This window comes from Kitasatospora sp. NPDC056273 (assembly GCF_042268845.1).
GTDB lineage: Bacteria > Actinomycetota > Actinomycetes > Streptomycetales > Streptomycetaceae > Kitasatospora.
Genome location: NZ_JBHJSJ010000004.1, coordinates 166404 through 186018, shown reverse-complemented (window position 1 = coordinate 186018; position 19615 = coordinate 166404). Strand labels below are relative to the sequence as shown.

The window sequence follows — 19615 nt, the reverse complement described above, 5'->3', positions numbered from 1 at the left end:
GCACCATGCTCCAGCCGCCCGTATCCGCGACCGACCTGCTCGCCCTCGACCGCGCCCACGTCTGGCACCCGTACGGGCCGATGCCCGGGACCGTCACCCCGTACGTGGTCGAGTCCGCCTCCGGGGTGCGGCTGCGCCTGGCCGAACCGGTCGCGGGCGGGCGGCGCGAGCTGGTCGACGGGATGTCGTCCTGGTGGGCGGCGATCCACGGTTACCGGCACCCGGTGCTGGACGAGGCCGTGCGCGACCAGCTGGGGCGGATGAGCCACGTGATGTTCGGCGGGCTCACCCACGAGCCCGCCGTCCGGCTGGCGGCCACGCTGGTGGAGATCACCCCGGAGCCGCTGCGGCACGTCTTCCTCGCCGACTCGGGCTCGGTGGCCGTCGAGGTCGCGATGAAGATGTGCCTCCAGTACTGGCAGTCCACCGGGCGGCCGGCCAAGCGCCGACTGCTCACCTGGCGCGGCGGCTACCACGGGGACACCTTCCACCCGATGTCGGTGTGCGACCCGGACGGCGGGATGCACCACCTGTGGGGCGGGGTACTGCCCGGCCAGCTGTTCGCCCCCGAGCCGCCGGCCGGGTTCGACGCCCCGCTCGACCCGGCGTACGCGGCGCGGTTCGAGGAGCTGATGGCCCGGCACGCCGACGAGCTGGCCGCCGTCATCGTCGAACCGGTGGTCCAGGGCGCCGGCGGGATGCGCTTCCACTCGCCGGCCTACCTGCGGATGCTGCGCGACCTGTGCGACCGGTACGGGGTGCTGCTCGTCTTCGACGAGATCGCCACCGGCTTCGGGCGCAGCGGCGCGCTGTTCGCCGCCGACCACGCGGGCGTCTCGCCGGACGTGATGTGCCTGGGCAAGGCGCTGACCGGCGGCTACCTGACGCTGGCCGCCACGCTGTGCACGAGCGAGGTCGCCGACGGGATCAGCCGCGGCGAGGTGCCGGTGCTCGCCCACGGGCCGACGTTCATGGGCAACCCGCTGGCCTGCGCCGTCGCCAACGCCTCGCTGGAGCTGCTGCTCGGGCAGGACTGGTCGGTGGAGGTCAAGCGCATCGAGTCCGGACTGGCCGAGGGCCTCGCGGCCGCGGCCGGACTGCCCGGCGTACAGGACGTACGGGTCCAGGGCGCCATCGGCGTCGTGCAGTTGGACCACCCCGTGAACGTCCCGGCGGCGACCGAGGCGGCGGCGCGCGAAGGCGTGTGGCTGCGGCCCTTCCGGGACCTGATCTACACCATGCCCCCCTATGTGACGGAGGACGAGGACGTGGCACGCATCGCCGCCGCCGTGACCGCCGCGGCGGTGTCCGGATGAACGCGCGCATCCTGTTCGTGACGGGGACCAACACCGACGTCGGCAAGACCGTCGCCACCGCGGCCGTCGCCTCGGCGGCGCTGCGGGCCGGGCGGAAGGTCGCGGTGCTCAAGCCGGGGCAGACCGGCGTCTCGCCGAATGAGCCCGGGGACGCGGCTGAAGTCCGGCGCCTGGCGGGCGAACTGACGATCCGTGAGCTCGTGCGCTACCCCGAGCCGCTGGCACCCGACACCGCCGCCCGGCGGGCCGGGATGCCGTACCTCTCCCCCGCCGAGGTGGTGACCGAGGTCGCCGAACTCGCCGCCACCCACGACCTGGTGCTGGTGGAGGGCGCGGGCGGACTGCTGGTCCGCTACGACGACGAGGGCCGCACCCTCGCCGACCAGGCCCGGGCGGTGCTCGACGCCGGGCTCCCGGCCGAGGTGCTGCTGATCGCCTCCGCCGGACTCGGCACGCTCAACATCGTCTCCCTGACGGCGGAGGCCCTGGCGGCCCGCGAACTCCCCCTCGCGGGCGTGCTCGTCGGCTCCTGGCCCGCCGAGCCCGGCCTCGCCGAACGCTGCAACCTCGCCGACCTCCCCCGCTCCGCCGGCGCCCCCCTCCTCGGCGCCCTCCCGGAACGCGCGGGCCGCGCCGAGGACTTCGCCACCCTCGCCGTCACCGCACTCGCCCCCGCACTCGGCGGCACCTGGAATGCCGAGCGGTTCGCGCACGCCCACCGGCCCGACTAGGCCGGGCCTCGTCGAGGGCGCGAAGCCGATCCCGGAACCTCCCGCGGTACGGCTGTCGGTCCAGTGCCGCTCCAGTGCGCCACCTGCCCGATCACAAACCCGTCAGTTCCGTCAACGAGGCGATCACCCGGATACCTGCGTCCACGGCACCGGGCCCTCGGGAAACCGAGCGGTCCAGCCAGATGGCCCGCAACCCTGCGTCCCGCGCTCCGACCGCGTCCTTCTCGTAGTCGTCACCCACGTAGGCCACCTCGGCGGGCGCCAATCCCAGGGCCTCGCAGCCCGCCAGGAAGATGCTCGCCGCCGGCTTGGCGGCACCGTGTTCCTGGGAGCAGACCAACGGCTCCGTGAAGTAGCCGAGCAGCCCGATCGCATCCAGCTTCGCGCGCTGGTGCGCGGTCACCGAGTTCGATACGACGCCGAGTCGGAAACGACCCGCCAACGCGCCCAGCGTCGGTTGAGCATCGTCGAACGCCCGCCGGACCGCGTCCCTCCGTACCGCGTAGCTCGCGAACCACGCCGTAGCCGCCTCGTCCGTCACCTCAAGTGCGCCGACCACCCCGGCCTGGGCGAGGAATCGCCGTATTCGTGCGGCCTTCTGGGCGGCGAACGTCAACTCGCCGCTCAGGAAGCGCGGGTACTCCTCCTCCCTGACTTCCCGCCACACACGCAGCGCCTCCGCCGGCGACTCGAACCGGTCGGAGAGCTCTTCGGCCACCAGGTGTTCGTGAAGACCGAACTCCTCGGCCTTCTCGTAGTCGTACAGGGTTCCATCGACGTCGAACAGCACTCCACGGATCGTCATGTCGATCATTCTGGCGGAACGGGCGGGCCGCGCCGAGGACTTCGCCACCCTCGCGTACGCCTCGCTGGCCCCCGGGTCGGGCGGCGGCTGGGATGCGGAGCACTTCGAGGGCGCGTACCGGCCCGAATAGGGCCCGCTTCGCTCGAAGGGGTGATCCCGGCTTCCGCCACTGTCGGAAGCCGGGATGGCTCAATACCGTTCTTCCATGACAGACGGGCTCACCGCAGACGAGGCCCTGCGGGCCTTGGCCGCCCTGGAGGCGGCGTTCAAGGACGACGACGAGGCACTGACCGCCCTGGCGGCGAGCGGCCCCGGTGAACGGCCGCTCCCGGCGCTGGTCGCCGCGTACGGCGAGCACGCCATGGACACCCTGATGGCGCTCGCGTTCGGGCTGCGCGCCACCATGAGCGACGAGGAGATCGCGGAGATCTCCGACGCCGTCAGTTCCAACATCGGTGCCCGGATGAGCGCCCTGCTCACCCAGACCCTCAAGGCCTGGGGCACCCTGGCGCCGGCGGAGGACCTCCCCGTCATCAAGATCATCGCCCACACGGTGATCGACGCGATGCGGGCCGTCACCGAGGACCCGAGCAAGACCGAAGTCCTGCCCCTGCTCGCCACGTTCCGCAGCTACGCCCTCAACGGCACGTGAGGGACGGGGAATTCGGCGCGGGCTTCGAGACGACTCGAAGCCCGCGCTGCTATGCACGTACTCTCATCCAGCCCGCCACGAGCATGAACGCGCCCGTCGAGGCGGCGAGGAAGACGAGGACGAACACCAGGGCGCTCGCCACCGGCGGTACGCGCTCGGGAATCAGCAGGAGGACCGATGCCGCGAACACGAGGCTTCCGGCGGTGATGACGCCGGCTCCGGCTACGGCCGCATACCTCTGCGGAGAACGACGACCAGCCGCTCGATGACGTCCGGCCGGGCGGCCCCGAGGTCGATCAGGATGACGCCGGTGGCCTTGGCCGAGCGCCAGTCGATGCCGAGGGACGGGAGTTTCACGTCGGCGGCGTTCAGGACGGCCTGGAGGTCGTCGAGGACGTCGGCCGCGGCGCGACGGTCCTCCGCCGTGATCTTGTCGATCATGCTGCTCATGGGGCATCTCACTGTTCGGTGTCGGTGAGCCAGCGCGCTTCGGTGTCCCACTCGACGCCGCCGCCGAGCGGCCGGAGGTAGGCGCGGCCGTGCTGCCACCCCATGAAGGCGGCCCAGCGGCCCGAGCGGACGTCGAAGACCCGCTCGCCGACGGTCGAGGGCCGGTAGGGGGTGGTCGGCGGCGCCACCCGTCGCACGGGCGGCGCCGCCGGGGTCATGGCGGAGGCGTTCATCCGCGCTTCGGGGATGGCGTCGCCGCACTGCGCGCATCGGCACGGCGGGAAGTTCCGCCGCAGGACGAGGCTTTCGCCGCATTGACTGTTCGTCATATCCACCGATTAGTTCCTCTCTGTTGCTATCCCCTCACCAAGAGTGGCCAATCACGGCTAGCATCGGAAGAGCTTCACTTTGACAGCGAGCACTGTGGAATCGGGTAATCACCATGCCCCATCGGGAAGTAGACCCCACCTCGTCGCCGGACGCGGCCATCGGCGTTCAGCTCCGGCGCTTCCGCAAGGCCAGGGGGCTCACGCAGGTCCAGCTCGGGCGGCGGACCAACTACAGCGATTCACTCATCTCCATGATCGAGAACGGCGACCGCCCCGCGCCGCTGCCTCTCGTTCGGCGGTGCGACAAGGAACTCGACACCTGCCAGGCACTTGAACTCCTGTACTGGACGGCCAAGAGCAGCGCCTTGATCGGCGGGTTCCTCGCCTACATCGAGCACGAGCGCAAGGCCACCGCCCTCAAGATCTACGAGATGAACGTCATCCCCGGGCTGCTCCAGACGCGGGCCTACGCCTCCGCGCTCATCTACGCCGCGGCCCGGCGGGGCGACATCCCCGAGGAGAAGGCCATCGAGCGCCTGAATGTCCGGATGGCGCGGCAGGCCCTGCTGTACCGGGACCCGGCCCCCTCCGTCCACATCATCATGGAGGAGAGCTGCCTGCGGCCCGTCGGCGGCCCCTTCGTCATGGCCGAGCAGCTCCGTCGACTGGAGAGCGTCGCCGGCCTTCCCCACGTCATGCTGCAGATCGCGCCGTCCAGCCTGGGCGAGAACCTCCCCTCGAGCAAGCCGTTCACGCTCCTGACCTCCCCGGACGGGGACTGGATGGCCTACCTCGAAACCATCCAACGGGGCTACGTCGAGCGAGACGACGAGGACAAGATCCGTTCCCTGTCAAGGGTTTACGATTGGCTCCAGGCCCAAGCCCTCTCATGTGCGGACTCGCTGGCGCTCATCCGCACCCGCCTCAAGGAGATCCAAGCCATGTTCCCCATCGCGACGGTCAAGCCCGCCTCCTGGTTGAAGTCCTCGTACAGCGACGGCGGCGGCCAGTGCATCGAGGTCGCCCCCGGCCTCCCGGGCGTCCTCCCCGTCCGCGACAGCAAGGACCCTGACGGCCCGCAGCTCGCCTTCGGTACGGACGCCTGGCAGTCCTTCATCGCGGGCGTCAAGTCCGGCGAGTTCGGGAGCGTCTGACTCCCTCGCCGCCCTGCCGCTTCGGCAGGGCGGCGGCACCACCGCTCAGCGGGCCCCGGCGACGAGGAAGCGGCCGGAGCGCCAGTGCAGTCGGGCCGGGCCGCCGGTGGGCCAGTCGTGGTTCAGGTGGCGGCGGTCGCGGCCGAGGGCGCCGAGGGCGTGGGGGCGCAGGGTGCCGCTCCTCAGGCCGGTGGCCTCCTCAGGGGTCACCGGCATGATCGTCACGTACTGGGCGTCGTCCCCGCCCATCCAGTCGACGACCTCGGTGAAGATCCACACGAACCGCTGCGAACACCCCAGGCAGCGCCGCAGGTTGACGGCGAAGCGCGAGCCGTCCACCACTTCCGCCTCGTGCTCGAAGCCCTCCCGCTGCCGCCCCCACACCGCCCGTTCGTCCTCGCCGTAGCACTTCGCGCAACCGAACTCCGCCATCGGCCTACCCATCGGTCGACTCCCTGTTCCGCGACGTCCCGTGTCGCGGCCCATGATGCCCGCAGGGCCCCACCGACCGGCCGCACCGTCACCCGACCGGGGAACAATTCACGGGCCGTTCCCGCGCAGTTCGCGCCCCAGGGCGGACATCCGCACGGCGGGTTGACGCACCCGGGGCCCGGCTCGGCCCGGTTCACCCCGGCCCGAGCCGGTTCGCCCCGGCTCGGGCTTCGGGCCGCACACCTCGGAGTGCACGCCGACTGCCCTCGCGCCCGAACGGGTCTTCACGGCGAAGGGTGACACGGACATGTCCCAGATTTCTGGGATTCTCCTCGCCCACCGACCTCGCACAGAATCGGCGTCAGGCACCCAGGTGAGCACGGGAGCCCGCCAAGCCACCCATCGGAGAGGGGAGTTGATCAGCGATGTCACGCTCCTTCAAGCGCGCCGATGACGAGGCCTGGCGGACCCGCTCCCGGTCGCTGACGCTCGGCTGACGAACGGCTCTGACCCCGCACCCCACCCCGCCCGGCGCGCCGCCTCCTCGGCGGCCGCCGGGGGGATCAGGGTCAGGGCAGGGGGCGGCCGGCCGGAGCCTCGGCCGGCCGCCCCCGTCAGTCGGTCTCCAGCAGGAGGGCCGGGAGCTCGGCCTCCCGCACCAGATCACGCGGCAGGGTGAGGCCGAAATGGCGGCCGAGCACCTCCAGGCAGGTGCGGTGGAGGTCGTCGCCCGCGCGGTCGTGGTCGGGCAGGCCGACGGCGGCCAGCTCGGCCGTCAGGGCGGCGGCGGTGGCCGGCTCGCCCTGGACGTCGCCGGGGCCCCAGGAGGGGTCCAGGTGGAGGTTGAGGGAGCAGACCTCCCGCCCGTCCCGGTGGGCGCTGAAGAACGGCGGCACCGGCTTGCCGTTCTCCTCCTCGAACTCCAGGTGGTAGACCTCGGCGCCGCCGCGCGAGACCTCCGGCCGGACGCTCAGCTCCCCCTGCCAGTAGCCGTACGCCACCGCGAAGGCGAGGTCGCCGCTGCGCCCGTGGTGCAGCGCGATGTCCTCGATGCCGCCGGCGAACTCCAGCTCGTACTCCTCCACCAGGTCCTCGGCGGTGAGCTCGTCGAGCGGCCGCGCCGTGCGCTCCGGGAGCCCTTCGGCGAGCCGGGCCGCCAGTTCCTCCGGCTCCAGGCCGCGGGCGAGCACGACGCTGTAACCTCCGTAGGCGATCGATTCGGGTTCGGCGAGCCAGGTGAGTGCGTCCGTCATGATGATCATCCTGCCGCACCCATCCGCTCGTTCGGTATTCCGAACGATCCGACCGTCCATCGAACCGCCCGCCGAGCCGGCCACCGAACCGCCCGCCAGGCCGTCCGATACCGGAGCCCCAGCGCCGGAGCGTCAGTGCCAGAGCCCCCACGCGGCCGGCCGGACCGGCGAGGCCTCGGCGAGGTGGCCGTGCTGCTCGGCCCGGTACTGCAGCACCAGCACCGAGCGGACCGGCTCGCCGTCCAACGCGGTGTAGGCGTGCGGGAGCGCGGCGTCGAAGCCGATGTAGTCGCCCGGTCCCAACTCGATCTCGCGGCCGTCGACCCGGACCCCCAGCCGGCCGGCCTGGACGACGGTGTGCTCGGTGCCGGTGTGCCCGCCGGACTCCTGCGCGGCGCCGGTGCGCACCACCTGGTCGTAGAGCTCGAACACGGTGTCCCCGGACTCGATCCGGCGCAGCGGCCGCAGGTCGACGCCCCGCCCGCTGAGCACCTCGGCCTCGGCCGCCCGCACCACCGTCACCTCGCCGGCCGGCCGGGCCTCGACCAGGTCGGAGATCGGCACGCCGAGCACCCGGGACAGCCCGAGCACCGTCTCCAGGGTGGGGTTGCCGGCCCCGGACTCCAGCTGGGAGAGCGTCGCCTTGCCCACCCCGGCCCGCCGGGACAGCTCGGACAGCGACAGTCCGCGCTGGGCCCGCACCCGCTTCAGGTTGGCGGCGAGGACGCCCCGGACGGATTCCTCGGCGTCGTTCACGCTGGGCCTCTTCTCTTGCGGCAGTGTTCGATATACCGTACGGGACGCACACCGACGGACGGGGCAGCGTAGCGAAACACCCCGCTGCCCTCACCCTCACCAGGAGACCGCAGTGACCGAGCCCGCCGAGACCACCGAGCCCGCCGAGACCATCAAGTACCGGAAGAACGGCCTGACCCGCGGGGTCACGGACGAGCTCGCGGAGAGCATGAAGCAGGGCTGGGCCGACACCGAGCGCACCGCCCTGGAGCCCGTCCCCCAGGCCGCGCACACCGCCCGCCGCCGCGCCGCGCTGTCCGCCGCCTTCCCCGGCGAGCTGCTGGTCGTCCCGGCCGGCAACCCCAAGGTGCGGGCCAACGACACCGACTACCCGTTCCGCCCCTCCTCCGACTACGCCTACCTGACCGGCGACCAGTCCGAGGACGGCGTCCTGGTGCTCACCCCGACCGGGGACAGCGGCCACGAGGCCGTGCTCTACCTGCGCGACCGCTCCCGCACCGACAACGGCGAGTTCTGGCTGGACGGCCACGGCGAGCTGTGGGACGGCCGCCGCAACAGCCTGACCGAGAGCGAGCGGCTGTTCGGCCTGCCCTGCCGGGACGTGCGCACCGCCCGCGCGGACCTGCGCGCCGCCACCGGCCCGGCGCGCGTGCTGCGCCGCCACGACGCGGGCGTCGAGGCGGCCCTCGCGGACCGGATCACCGCCGAGCGGGACGAGGAGTTCGAGGTCTTCCTGTCCGGGCTGCGCCTGGTCAAGGACGCGTTCGAGATCGAGGAGCTGCGCTTCGCCTGCGCCGCCACCGCCCGCGGCTTCGAGGACGTGGTCCGCGTCCTCGGCACCGACTCCGAGACCGCCGAGCGGCTGATCGAGGGCACCTTCTTCGTCCGCGCCCGGGTCGAGGGCAACAGCGTGGGCTACAGCACCATCGCGGCGGCCGGCCCGCACGCCACCACCCTGCACTGGGTGCGCAACAACGGCCACGCCCGCCCCGGCGACCTCCTGCTGCTCGACGCCGGCGTGGAGACCAACCACCTCTACACCGCCGACGTCACCCGCACCCTCCCGGTCAGCGGCCGCTTCACCGAGCTCCAGCGCAAGGTCTACGACGCCGTGTACGCGGCCCAGGAGGCCGGCATCGCGGCCGTCCGGCCGGGCGGGCGGTTCCGCGACTTCCACCACGCCGCCCAGCGCGAGCTCGCCGAACACCTCACCGCCTGGGGCCTGTTCGGCGACCTGAGCGCCGACAAGGTGTACGAGCTAGGCCTGCACCGCCGCTTCACCCTGGCGGGCACCGGCCACATGCTGGGCATCGACGTCCACGACTGCGCCCACTCCCGCACCGAGGAGCACGTCGACGGCCCGCTGGAGCCGGGCATGGTGCTCACCGTCGAGCCGGGCATCTACTTCCAGGAGAACGACCTGACGGTGCCGGAGGAGTACCGGGGCATCGGGGTGCGGATCGAGGACGACATCCTGGTCACCGAGGACGGCAACGAGAACCTCTCCGCCGACCTCCCGCGCCGCTCCGACGAGGTCGAGGCCTGGCTGGCCCGGCTGCGCGGCTGAGCAGTGGAGGAGCGGCACCGGGGCGCACCCGGTGCCGCTCGCGCCGTACGACTACCTGAGCCGCTCCGGCTACTTCAGCTGCTGCAGCGCCACGCCCACCCGCCGCACGGCGGCCTCGACGTCGTCGGGCATCCGGCTGGTGAAACAGAGCCGGAAGAAGCCCGGCTCCGCGTTGTGCATGGTCCCGCCGGGTAGCAGGGAGACCTCGGTGGGCTTGGCGGCGAGGTAGCGGAACAGCCACTCCTCGTTCGGGTCGAGCCCGTCCGGCCCGATGGCCGGCAGCCCGTTCACGTGCTCGCCGGGCGCGCGCTTGCCGAGGTACCTGGTGAGGTCGAGCCAGAAGAACATCGCGGCGTTGTCGCCGTCCTGGTGGACGTACTCGATCCCGGCGGCGTCCAGGGCGTCCTTGGTCCTGCGGAAGCTCGCGCTCAGCAGCGTGCGGTACTCGCGCATCGCGTACACCGGGTAGGGCTCCCCGTCGACGGTGGCCTTGAACAGCTCCCCGATGACGTAGGTCTTCAGCGAGTCGAACGGGGTGAACCAGGGCAGTGCGCGGGTCTGTTCGGCCGGGTCGTCGCTGCCGAGCATGGCGCGGTGCACGGCCTCGTTCTTGGAGACGACGAACCCGGTGCGGAAGCCGGACAGCCCGAAGTCCTTGGCGAAGCCCCAGACCACGTGGACCCGGTCGGTGTGCTCCTGGTACGCGTCCAGGGCCACCGCACTGGTGAACGGCGTCGTCCCGGTGTCGAGTTGGGAGTGGCAGTAGATCTCGTCGGAGATGATGTGGAGGTCGGTGTGCGCGAGCGCCCAGCCGTAGATCTCGTCGAGCAGTTCCTTCGGGTAGTTGACGCCCAGCGGGTTGTGCGGATTGGTGAGGACCAGCAGCCGCGGGTTGTGCCCGGCCTCCTTCCGCGCCTCGTAGGCGTTCACGATCAGGTTCAGGGTGAGCCGGTAGCGGTCCTCCCCGTGGGTGGGCAGGTGCACCGGGACGCACTTCAGCTTGGGCCGTTCCTGGAACGACCAGTTGAAGCCCTGCCAGTACGGCGCCGGGATCAGCACCTCGTCCCCGGGCTTGAGCGGCACACCGCCCGTCCCCTGCCGCCGCATGAGCCCGTAGGCGATGCACTCCAGCGCGGAGGAGACCCCGGCGCAGCCGAAGACGTCCTCCATCACGACCGTGCGGCCGAACGCCCGGGTGAGCAGGTCCGCCGCCTGCTGACGCAGCCACGGGATGCCGACCGGGGCCATGTACTTGATGTTCAGCTCGGGGATCAGCCGGATCTTCTCGAAGACGTCCCGCTGCATCGAGTCGTGGTAGAGCAGGACGTTCTCCGCGACGGACAGGTCGACGGCGGTGTCCGGCGCCAGGTGCTGGTGGTAGAAGGCGAGGGCCTGCTCGAAGTCGGGCAGGCCGGCGTGCAGGTCGGCGATCGCCTGGGGCGAGGCGATCCTGAGTCCGTTCTCGGTGATGGTCATGGTGGGTCCCCTGTCGGGTGGGCGGGTCCGGCAGCGCGCCAGCAAGGGTGCCGGAAGGGTGCCGAACGGCGCCGGACACGGCCGGACGATGCCGTTCGCACACGCATCGGCCCCAGCCGACCACGCCCCGGACCCGGCCGCCAGCGCTCGGCGGCCGTCCGGACGGCGGGCGCGCCCCGGCCCGCCGTCCGGACCGGGAACCCGCTTCGGCCCGTCGCCCGTGATGCTGCTGCCCTTGGCCGGTCAGCCCAGTCGCCACACCGTCGTGGTCTTGACCGCGGTGTCCTCCAGGTCCGCGACCACCGGCACCTGGTACGCCGCCACCGCGGTGAACCGGTCCCGGGGCAGGTAGGCGCGGCCCGGGTCGCCGACGACGACGGTCGCGCCGCGCGCCACGGCCCGCTCCAGGAAGGGCAGGAAGCGGGCGGCCATGGCCCGTTCGTAGAAGACGTCACCCGCGAGCACCACCTCGGCGGGCCCGCCGTCGCCGTCCACCAGGTCCACCAGGGCGCCGTCCACCCGTACCCCGTTGGCCTCGGCGTTCAGCCCGATCGCGGCCACCGCGTAGGCGTCGATCTCGGCGGCGCGCACCTCCGTCGCCCCGCGCAGCGCGGCGGCCACCCCGACCAGCCCGGAGCCGGCCGCGACGTCCAACACCGTACGGCCGTCGACCAGTTCGGGGTGGTCCAGCACGTAGCGGGCGACCGCCACCCCGCCCGCCCAGGCGAAGGCCCAGAACGGCGGCGGCAGCCCGGCCCGCCCGCGCGCCCGCTCGGTGGTCTCCCACAGGGCGATGGCGTCCTCGGCCATGTGGAGGCTGATCTCGGGCACGAAGGGGACGGGCTTCAGCTCGGTCTCCCGCCGGATGAAGGCGAGGTCCTCGGCGGTCCGAGGATCGGACTGAGGATCGGGCTGAAGGGCGGGCGGGAGAGCGGATCGGAGAGTGCGCAGCTCACTCGGCATGTCCGCAGCATAGGGCCCGCGCGGGGGTGCTCCCCGCCACCCGTCCGGCGGGACGCCCCCACCCGTGTGCCCGACGGCCGGATTCACCCCCTCTCGCTCAACCCCCGCTCGTCCACCACCCGCTTGATCTTCCCGACCGAGCGCTCCAGCGTGTACGGGTCCACCACCTCGGCCGCGACGGTGATCCCGACCCCGTCCTTCACCGCCCGGACGATCTCCGCGCGCGCCGCCTCCCGCTGCTCCGCGGGGGCCTCCGGCCGGGCCTCCACCCGGACGGTCATGGTGTCCAGCCGCCCCTGCCGGCCGAGCCGCAGCTGGAAGTGCGGCGCGACGCCCGGGGTGCGCAGCAGGATCTCCTCGATCTGGGTCGGGAAGACGTTCACCCCGCGCAGGATGATCATGTCGTCGCTGCGCCCGGTGACCTTCTCCATCCGCCGGAACGCCGGCCGCGCGGTGCCGGGCAGCAGTCGGCTGAGGTCGCGGGTGCGGTAGCGGATGATCGGCAGCGCCTCCTTGGTGAGCGAGGTGAAGACCAGTTCGCCGCCCTCCCCCTCGGGCAGCACCTCGTCGGTGAACGGGTCGACGACCTCCGGGTAGAAGTGGTCCTCCCAGATGTGCAGCCCGTCCTTGGTCTCCACGCACTCCTGCGCGATGCCCGGGCCGACCACCTCGGAGAGGCCGTAGATGTCGACGGCGTGCAGGTCGAGCCGCTCCTCGATCTCGCGCCGCATCTCCTCCGTCCACGGCTCGGCCCCGAAGATGCCGATCCGCAGCGAGGTGCTCCGCGGGTCGACGCCCTGCCGCTCGAACTCGTCGAGCAGGGTCAGCAGGTAGGACGGGGTGATCATGATGATCTCGGGCTCGAAGTCCAGGATCAGCCGCACCTGGCGGGCCGTCATGCCACCGGAGGCCGGGATGACGGTGCAGCCGGCCCGCTCGGCGCCGTAGTGCGCGCCCAGGCCGCCGGTGAACAGGCCGTAGCCGTACGCGATGTGCGCCTTGTGGCCGGGTCGGCCGCCGGCCGCGCGGATCGAGCGGGCGACCACGTCGGCCCACATGGAGAGGTCGTCGTCGGTGTAGCCGACCACGGTCGGCAGTCCGGTGGTGCCGCTGGAGGCGTGGATCCGGCGGACCCGCTCCATCGGGACGGCGAACATGCCGAAGGGGTAGCCCTCGCGCAGGTCGGCCTTGGTGGTGAAGGGGAAACGGGCGAGGTCGTCCAGGATGCGGCAGTCCTCGGGGCGGACGCGGGCCGCGTCGAACTTGCGACGGTAGAGCTCGACGTTGTCGTACGCGTGCCGCAGGGTGGCCCGCAGCCGGGTGAGCTGGTGGGCGCGCAGCTCGTCCGGACCCATCCGCTCGCCGGCGTCCAGGAGCTCGGGCGGTAGCGGCTCCCCGAGGTGACGGCGCGGGACGGGTGCGGTGCCGGTCATCGTCGCTCCTTCGCTGCTGTGCCGGTTTTGCTGCTCTGCCGATTTCGCTGCTCTGCCGAGGTTCGCCCGCATCGAGGACACCCAGGCCGAGATCACCAACCGATCGTTCGGTCAGCTCCCCTGCGCTCCATTGATCCAGTACCCGAACCACCTGTCAAGGGATCGCGCGGACCTTCCGGAATGTGAAGTTCCGACCGCTTCGCGGCGACTTCGTGTCGAGAGCTTGGCTAGCCGATATGAAAATCATTACAGAAGTTTGACTTGCTTCCGCCCTTCACCGCCCCGCCCCCATGGTTCAGTAGTGCGGTTTCTGTCCCGCACCCCGGAGTGATCACCGTGCCCACGACTCCCGCCCTGGTCAGCGCGCTGCGCGAACTCGGCGACCGACCCGCCGTCGTCGCCGACGGGCGCGCGATCAGCGGCATCGGCCTGCTGCTCGGCGTCTCCCCGCCCGGCGGACTCCCCCAGGCCCTCGCCCGCCGCATAGCCGAGCACGCCGCCCTGCCGCCCTCCGCCGCCCGGGCCGCCGAACAGCGGCTGCGCTACTGGGCCGGCGTCCTCGGCGCACCCCCGATCCGGCACACCGTGCTGCACCCCGTCACCGACCTCGCCGTCGACCTCGCCCTCGCCACCCTGCTCGCCGGCGGCACCGTCCACTGCGGCGACCCCGACCAGCGGCCCGAACAGCAGCTCGAAGCCGTCGCCACCGCCCGGGCCACCCACCTCAGCCTGCCCTCCGCCCTGCTCTGGCGGCTCAGCGGACAGCCCGGCCTCGCCGCCCACGACCTCGCCGCGCTGCGCCTGGTCCTGCACGTCGGCCCCGAACCCCGGCAGGAGGACGTGTACGCCGCCGTCGACGCGCTCGGCGCCGTCCTCGCCCACGTCCGCGCCCCGGACAGCAACGCCGAGGCCGCCGACCGCCGACTGCGCGCCGACGCCGCCAACGCCGCGGCCGCCGCCTGGAAGTACGGCATCGGCGTCACCGCCGAGCAGGTCCACGACTTCGGGGCCCAGCTCGACCGGGCCGTACTCGCCGCCCTCCTGCACACCCTCCAGCAGAACGGCGTGCTCACCGACCCCGCCCGCGGCTACCCCGAGGCCGAGGTCCTCGCCGCCGCCATGGTCACCCCCGCCCAACGCCCCCGGGTCGTCCGCTGGCTGGACGCACTCGCCCGGCACGGCCTGCTCACCCGGCAGGACGGCGGAGCCCAGGGCCCGGTCTTCCGCGGCGGGCCCGGGCCGGACGCCGCCGAGGTCCGGGAGGCCTGGCGCCCCGCCGCCGAGACCTGGGCCGACGGGCTCGGCCCGGCCGCCGCCCTGGACCGGGTCCGGCGCGGCGCCCTGCGGCTGCCCCGGCTGATCACCGGCCAGGAGGCCCCCCGGCCGGACGCCTCCCCCGTCCGCTGGGCCGCCTCCCGCGGCTTCCTCGGCGCCGCCCTCGGCGCGCTGGTGCGCGGCACCGCCGAGGCCCACCAGGGGCCCGGGCCGCTGCGCGTCCTCGAACTGGACGCGGAGGGCGGCGAGCCCGCCGTCGCCCGCGCCCTCGCCACCCGGCCCCGGCCGCACACCGAGCACCACTCGGCCCCCGACGGCGGCCGCTACGACGTCGTCATCGCGAGCGCGGGCGGGGTGGCGGGCGGGGTGGCGAGCGCGGGCGGGCTGGCGGTGGAACCGGTGCAGGACGTCCCGGCGCTGGTCCGGCTGCTCGCCCCCGGCGGCCGGCTCCTGCTGCTCGCCCCCACCACCGAACAGCTCGACCTGCTGATCACCGGCGACGCCCACGGCCTCACCGCCCGCCCGGCCGAGCAGTGGCGGGCGGCGCTCACCGCCGCGGGCTGCCCGACGGTGCTGACCCTGCCGGAGGACGGACACCCGATGGGGCTGCTGGGGCAGCGGCTGTTCGCGGCCCGGGTGGACTGACGGGCGGGCGGGGGTGTGGCTGGCTACGCTCAAAAGTCATGACCACTTCCGCGCGTCCGGCCCGGCCCGCCCGCGGGTCTGTCGGCTCCATCGGTTCCCTCCGCTCGATCCGCTCGATCGTGTCCGTCCGGTCGATCGACTCGATCGGGTCGGTGCTGTCGACCGGCTCGATCGGATCCGCCCTCTCCCTCGGCTCGATCGGCTCGGTGCTGTCCATCGGCTCGATCGGGTCGGTGCTGTCCATTGGCTCGATCGGCTCCGTCCTCTCCCTCGGCTCGATCGGCTCGGCCTGCTCGACCCTCGGCGTCCTGTCGGCCGGCTCCCGGCGCGGCCTCGGCCCGCTGCTGTCGGAACGTTCCCTCCGGTCGGTGCTGTCCCGGCGGCTCCCCTACCGGCCCGCCGTGGCCAGGCGGTGAAGTCCGGATCACGCACCGCCACCCGATCCGTACCATTTCGATACCGAAGCCTGGATGAGCTGCGGAGATCCTCGCCGCCCGGGCCCGTCCCCGGGTAGGCTCCGCTTGTCCTCCGGCCCTCGCGCAGGCGGCCCCCTGCCGCCCTGCCGCGTTCTCCGGGGGCGCACCCCCGCGGGCCATTCGGTGGGCACCGCGCACTCGACACCGCGCGCCAGGGCAGTCGCGCGAACGGCGAAGGGCATCGCATTGGCGGATCGGCTCACCGGAGGAGACTCCTCGCTGCTGCGGCGGATCAACGCGGCGGTCACGCTTCGGGCGCTGCGGAACGGCCACTCCGTGACCCTCACTCAGCTCGTCGGCGAGACCGGGCTCTCCCGCCCGACGGTCGAGGGCGTGATCGAGGGCCTGGTCGAGACCGGACTGGTCGCCGAGGTCGAGCAGCCGAGGGAGGACGGCCAGCCGGGCACCGGCCGCCGCGGCCGCCCCGCCCGCTGGTTCCGCTTCCGCGCCGAGGCCGGGCACATCCTCGGCATCGAGATCGGCGTGCACGACATCCGGGTCATCCTCGCCGACCTCACCGGCGAGGTGGTGGGCAGTCACTTCAAGCCGGTGGACGAGACCCTCGACGCCGAGGACCGGCTCGCCGCCGTCCGCACCGCCGTCGCCGAGGTGCTGCGCAAGGCCGGCATCTCCCGCGACAACCTGTGGGCGGTCGGCATCGGCACCCCCGGCATCGTCGACCGCGAGGGCACCGTCCAACTGGGCACCGCGATGCCCGGCTGGACCGGCCTCGACCTCGGCGCCAAGCTGCGGCGCTCGTTCCGCTGCCCGGTCCTGATCGAGAACGACGCCAACCTGGCCGCCATCGCCGAGCACTGGCAGGGATCGGCGGTCGGCGCCGACGACGTCGTCTTCGTGATGGCCGGCCTCAGCCCGGGCGCCGGCTCCCTCATCGGCGGCCGGCTGCACCGCGGCTTCGGCGGCGCGGCCGGCGAGATCGGCGCCCTGCACCTGCTCGGCCAGGAGGTCACCCCCGAGCGTCTGCTGTCCACCACCGGAAAGCCCCTCAACCCGCTGGACGAGGCCGCCGTGGCCCGCGTGCTGCGGCTGGCCCGGGAGGGCGACGAGGTCGCCAAGGTCGCCATGGACCGCTTCCTCACCCGCCTCGTCCAGGGCGTCGCCGCGCTCGTCCTGGCCATCGACCCCCAGCTGGTGGTCATCGGCGGCTGGGCGGCCGGCCTCGACGGCGTCCTCGACCCGCTGCGCGAACGCCTGGCCCAGTTCACCCTGCGCGCCCCCGAGGTCGCCCTGGCGGCCCTCGGCTCGGAGGTCGTGGCGATGGGCGCCCTGCGCGTCGCCCTCGACCACGTCGAGGAGCAGCTCTTCGCCGTCGACCCGCCCCGGGCCTGACGCCGCGCTCAAGGAGCGGGGGTCACCTCAGGGCGCGAAGTCCGGGTCGGTCAGGTCGAGGGTGAGCGTGCTGCCCCAGTCGTTGACGAAGTGCGCCAACGGCCAGTCGACGGACGCCCCGACGAACGGGTTGCCGGTCGACGTGGTCAGGAGCCACCGCAGTCCGCGGTCCGGTCCGAGCCGACCGATGAAGCCAAGGTGCCCGAGGCCGCTGTCACCGTGGACCACGTAGCCCAGCCCGTCCGGCAGTTCGACCTCGTCGATGACCTCGACGCTGCCCGCGTCCCACGGCGGATCGGCCACCAGAGCCGCCACGTCCACCGGCCCGCCCAGCTCCAGCCGGAGGTGCTCCGGCCCGTCGATCTCCGCCTCCCGGGCCGTGCCGTCCGCCCGGAAGAGGCAGTCGAAGGCCAGCACCTCCGACCTCGCCCACGATGCGAGGACCGCGTTCACCGGTCGCCCCCGTCCTCACCCATTGCGTGGCTGTGCCACTGCCACGCGGACGCTACCAGGCGACCCGGCCCGGTTTACGGCAGGGCCCCAACGGCAAAGGCCCGGACGCCAGTTGGCGCCCAGGCCTCGACCTGAGGGTTTCCGGAAAATGGTTCAGGGGTTCAGGGGTTCAGGGATTCACGGGTGGTGCGTCAGGAGGCGGTACGGACCTCGGCCGTCGCACCGACCGGGGTGACCTCGACGAGTCCGGCCTCGCCGAAGGTCAGCTTGCAGGTGTCCGCCCGATAGGTGGCCACCGCCAGCGCCACCAGCCGGCCGGCCGAGGCGTACTGGGTGGTCATGACCAGGACGGGCGCGCCCGGCGGGCGCTCCAGCAGGGCGGCCTGCTCGGCCTCGGCGACACCCAGCTCGACCGAGCGGGACTCGCCGTCCACCTCCAGGCGCTCCAGCTGGCGCAGCACCGAACGGGCGCGGTCGCTCTCGGCGCGGAAGCCCGGCAGGTGCGGCAGGGCCGCGGCCGGGACGTGCAGCGACTCACTGGCCACCGCGCGGCCCTCCACCAGGCGGACCCGGCGCACGGTGTGCACGGTGGCGCCCTCGGCGATGCCGAGGCCCTTCGCCAGCTGCGCGGAGGCGGGGGCGGTGGTGCAGTCGACCGTCCGCCAGGACTGGTTGCGCGCGGTGCCGGGCCAGCCCTCCTCCTGCCGGTTGACCGGGACGCCGACCCGCGGGGCGGCGATCAGGGTGCCGATCCCCCGGCGGCGCACCAGGCGGCCCTCCAGCTCCAGCTGGTCGAGCGCCTGACGCAGCGTGGCCCGGGCGACGCCGAAGCGGGCCGAGAGCTCGCGCTCGTTGGGCAGCACCTGACCGGTGGAGAACTCCGAGTCGATGGCCCGCAGCAGCACCGTGCGCAGGTGCCAGTACTTCGGCTCCGGCACCGCCGAAAGCTGTCCTGTCGTCCCCACCGCGTCCTCCACCCGTGAGTTTGTCCGCCCTGCGACAAGGAGGGCGGATCCCGAGCCCACTGTCCGCAGTCGCGGCAGGTGGGAGAGCGGGCCTTTATCCGTCCTTCTTTATTAAAGGTCCTTGCAGTAAGTGACCCTAGGTGCTCCGTCCGGAGATGGTCAAGACCAATGGCGGGGCTCGATGGGACTGCCGCACATCTTCATGCCGCGTTCACGACAGCTCCTGTCAGCCGCTGTCACCACCATCGACACCCTCCGACGGGACCCGCCCGACCCCGCGCGTCACGGTTCGGGCCGGGAACGCCCAGTCGGTAGGCTGCTCGGGTGATCGTGGTGACGAGTGTGAACGTGAACGGAATCCGGGCGGCGGCCAGGAAGGGCTTCGTCGAATGGCTGGCCGGCACCGAGGCGGACGTGGTCTGTCTCCAGGAGGTGCGCTCCGAACCCGAGCAGCTACCCGTCGAACTGCGCGACCTGGACGGCTGGCACGCCGTCTGGGCCCCCGCCGCCACCAAGGGCCGGGCCGGCGTCGCCGTCCTCTCCCGCGTGGAGCCGCAGCGCACGGCGATCGGATTCGGCTCGGACGAATTCGACAATTCGGGCAGGTACGTCGAAATCGACCTGCCCGGCCTGACCATTGCCAGCCTCTACCTCCCCTCCGGCGAAGTCGGCACCGAGCGCCAGGAGGAGAAGGAACGCTTCATGGCGGAATTCCTCCTCCACCTCACCGCCCTGCGCGCCCGCGCCGCCGCCGACGGCCGCGAGGTCGTCGTCTGCGGCGACTGGAACATCGCCCACCGCCCCGAGGACCTCAAGAACTGGAAGGCCAACCAGAAGTCCGCCGGCTTCCTCCCCGAAGAACGCGCCTGGCTCTCCCGCGTCTACGACGAGGCCGGCTACGTCGACGTCGTCCGCGCCCTCCACCCCGACCGCACCGGCCCCTACTCCTGGTGGTCCTACCGCGGCCGCGCCTTCGACAACGACTCCGGCTGGAGGATTGACCTTCTGACGGCTAGTCAGAAGCTTGCGGACACCTGCGTCAAGGCCTACGTCGAGCGCCCCGCCTCCCATGCCGAGCGATGGAGTGACCACGCCCCCGTCACCGCCGAGTTCGACTTCGACGTTAACTGACCT

Annotated in this window: 21 protein-coding genes; 10 read left to right on the top strand and 11 right to left on the bottom strand. The window is 72.6% G+C overall.

Features of this window, described 5'->3' with window-relative positions:
• Positions 1 to 5: 5 nt before the first annotated feature.
• Both ACFCY1_RS05405 and bioD read left to right on the top strand, forming a co-directional pair.
• Positions 6 to 1316 (top strand): adenosylmethionine--8-amino-7-oxononanoate transaminase, encoded by a 1311-nt coding sequence (locus tag ACFCY1_RS05405; protein WP_074003763.1) that lies wholly within the window; start codon positions 6 to 8, stop codon positions 1314 to 1316.
• Positions 1313 to 2047, top strand: a complete 735-nt coding sequence (bioD, locus tag ACFCY1_RS05400; protein WP_375873609.1) for a dethiobiotin synthase — start codon at positions 1313 to 1315, stop codon at positions 2045 to 2047. The genes ACFCY1_RS05405 and bioD overlap by 4 nt, the downstream gene beginning before the upstream one ends.
• A gap of 91 nt (positions 2048 to 2138) precedes the next feature.
• Here the strand turns inward: bioD and ACFCY1_RS05395 are convergent, their stop codons facing one another.
• Entirely contained in the window at positions 2139 to 2852 is a 714-nt protein-coding gene (locus ACFCY1_RS05395; RefSeq protein ID WP_375873608.1) for an HAD family hydrolase, read from the bottom strand.
• Here ACFCY1_RS05395 and ACFCY1_RS05390 point away from each other — a divergent pair.
• Together ACFCY1_RS05390 and ACFCY1_RS05385 are read left to right on the top strand one after the other, a co-directional pair.
• Positions 2851 to 2982, top strand: coding sequence for a hypothetical protein (locus ACFCY1_RS05390; protein ID WP_375873607.1), 132 nt, complete (start codon positions 2851 to 2853; stop codon positions 2980 to 2982). The two genes, ACFCY1_RS05395 and ACFCY1_RS05390, sit on opposite strands and share 2 nt — an antisense overlap.
• Before the next feature lie 75 nt (positions 2983 to 3057).
• On the top strand, positions 3058 to 3504 hold the full coding sequence (locus tag ACFCY1_RS05385; RefSeq protein ID WP_049653015.1) for a hypothetical protein: 447 nt from the start codon (positions 3058 to 3060) through the stop codon (positions 3502 to 3504).
• A 222-nt stretch (positions 3505 to 3726) separates the two neighbouring features.
• Here ACFCY1_RS05385 and ACFCY1_RS05380 read toward each other — a convergent pair whose 3' ends face one another.
• Together ACFCY1_RS05380 and ACFCY1_RS05375 are read right to left on the bottom strand one after the other, a co-directional pair.
• A complete protein-coding gene (locus ACFCY1_RS05380; RefSeq protein WP_049653014.1) occupies positions 3727 to 3954 on the bottom strand; it encodes a hypothetical protein in 228 nt (75 codons plus the stop codon).
• A gap of 8 nt (positions 3955 to 3962) precedes the next feature.
• On the bottom strand, positions 3963 to 4187 hold the full coding sequence (locus ACFCY1_RS05375) for a hypothetical protein (RefSeq protein WP_375873606.1): 225 nt from the start codon (positions 4185 to 4187) through the stop codon (positions 3963 to 3965).
• A 209-nt stretch (positions 4188 to 4396) separates the two neighbouring features.
• On the opposite strand from ACFCY1_RS05375, the gene ACFCY1_RS05370 reads away from it, so the two are divergent.
• Positions 4397 to 5437, top strand: a complete 1041-nt coding sequence (locus tag ACFCY1_RS05370; RefSeq protein ID WP_375873605.1) for a Scr1 family TA system antitoxin-like transcriptional regulator — start codon at positions 4397 to 4399, stop codon at positions 5435 to 5437.
• Between the two features lie 45 nt (positions 5438 to 5482).
• Here the strand turns inward: ACFCY1_RS05370 and ACFCY1_RS05365 are convergent, their stop codons facing one another.
• From ACFCY1_RS05365 to ACFCY1_RS05355, 3 genes are all read right to left on the bottom strand, one after another.
• A complete protein-coding gene (locus ACFCY1_RS05365; protein ID WP_375873604.1) occupies positions 5483 to 5881 on the bottom strand; it encodes a hypothetical protein in 399 nt (132 codons plus the stop codon).
• Positions 5882 to 6483: 602 nt separating this feature from the next.
• Complete coding sequence (locus ACFCY1_RS05360; RefSeq protein WP_143204604.1) at positions 6484 to 7122, bottom strand: DUF6461 domain-containing protein; 639 nt, start codon at positions 7120 to 7122, stop codon at positions 6484 to 6486.
• Between the two features lie 132 nt (positions 7123 to 7254).
• On the bottom strand, positions 7255 to 7878 hold the full coding sequence (locus tag ACFCY1_RS05355) for a helix-turn-helix domain-containing protein (RefSeq protein ID WP_074003770.1): 624 nt from the start codon (positions 7876 to 7878) through the stop codon (positions 7255 to 7257).
• A 112-nt stretch (positions 7879 to 7990) separates the two neighbouring features.
• Here ACFCY1_RS05355 and ACFCY1_RS05350 point away from each other — a divergent pair, with 112 nt between their 5' ends.
• Positions 7991 to 9445: an aminopeptidase P family protein gene (locus tag ACFCY1_RS05350; RefSeq protein ID WP_375873603.1), complete on the top strand. Its 1455-nt coding sequence runs from the start codon at positions 7991 to 7993 to the stop codon at positions 9443 to 9445.
• Positions 9446 to 9514: 69 nt separating this feature from the next.
• On the opposite strand, the gene ACFCY1_RS05345 is transcribed toward ACFCY1_RS05350, so the two are convergent.
• The 3 genes from ACFCY1_RS05345 to paaK form a co-directional block, all read right to left on the bottom strand.
• Positions 9515 to 10921: a pyridoxal phosphate-dependent aminotransferase gene (locus tag ACFCY1_RS05345; RefSeq protein ID WP_375873602.1), complete on the bottom strand. Its 1407-nt coding sequence runs from the start codon at positions 10919 to 10921 to the stop codon at positions 9515 to 9517.
• 243 nt (positions 10922 to 11164) lie between these two features.
• On the bottom strand, positions 11165 to 11884 hold the full coding sequence (locus ACFCY1_RS05340) for a methyltransferase (protein ID WP_107086481.1): 720 nt from the start codon (positions 11882 to 11884) through the stop codon (positions 11165 to 11167).
• 83 nt (positions 11885 to 11967) lie between these two features.
• Positions 11968 to 13317 (bottom strand): phenylacetate--CoA ligase PaaK, encoded by a 1350-nt coding sequence (gene paaK, locus ACFCY1_RS05335; RefSeq protein ID WP_375873601.1) that lies wholly within the window; start codon positions 13315 to 13317, stop codon positions 11968 to 11970.
• A gap of 336 nt (positions 13318 to 13653) precedes the next feature.
• Between paaK and ACFCY1_RS05330 the strand changes: the two genes are divergently transcribed.
• The 3 genes from ACFCY1_RS05330 to ACFCY1_RS05320 all read left to right on the top strand — a co-directional run bounded on the left by ACFCY1_RS05330 (position 13654) and on the right by ACFCY1_RS05320 (position 17063).
• On the top strand, positions 13654 to 15237 hold the full coding sequence (locus ACFCY1_RS05330) for a hypothetical protein (RefSeq protein ID WP_375873600.1): 1584 nt from the start codon (positions 13654 to 13656) through the stop codon (positions 15235 to 15237).
• A 38-nt stretch (positions 15238 to 15275) separates the two neighbouring features.
• Positions 15276 to 15653: a hypothetical protein gene (locus ACFCY1_RS05325; protein ID WP_375873599.1), complete on the top strand. Its 378-nt coding sequence runs from the start codon at positions 15276 to 15278 to the stop codon at positions 15651 to 15653.
• Positions 15654 to 15899: 246 nt separating this feature from the next.
• Positions 15900 to 17063, top strand: a complete 1164-nt coding sequence (locus ACFCY1_RS05320) for an ROK family protein (protein ID WP_049649337.1) — start codon at positions 15900 to 15902, stop codon at positions 17061 to 17063.
• Between the two features lie 27 nt (positions 17064 to 17090).
• Here ACFCY1_RS05320 and ACFCY1_RS05315 read toward each other — a convergent pair whose 3' ends face one another.
• On the bottom strand, positions 17091 to 17516 hold the full coding sequence (locus ACFCY1_RS05315; protein ID WP_375873598.1) for a hypothetical protein: 426 nt from the start codon (positions 17514 to 17516) through the stop codon (positions 17091 to 17093).
• Positions 17517 to 17707: 191 nt separating this feature from the next.
• Positions 17708 to 18481, bottom strand: a complete 774-nt coding sequence (locus ACFCY1_RS05310; RefSeq protein WP_375873597.1) for a GntR family transcriptional regulator — start codon at positions 18479 to 18481, stop codon at positions 17708 to 17710.
• Between the two features lie 324 nt (positions 18482 to 18805).
• On the opposite strand from ACFCY1_RS05310, the gene ACFCY1_RS05305 reads away from it, so the two are divergent.
• Positions 18806 to 19612: an exodeoxyribonuclease III gene (locus ACFCY1_RS05305; protein WP_375873596.1), complete on the top strand. Its 807-nt coding sequence runs from the start codon at positions 18806 to 18808 to the stop codon at positions 19610 to 19612.
• The last annotated feature ends 3 nt before the right edge of the window (positions 19613 to 19615 follow it).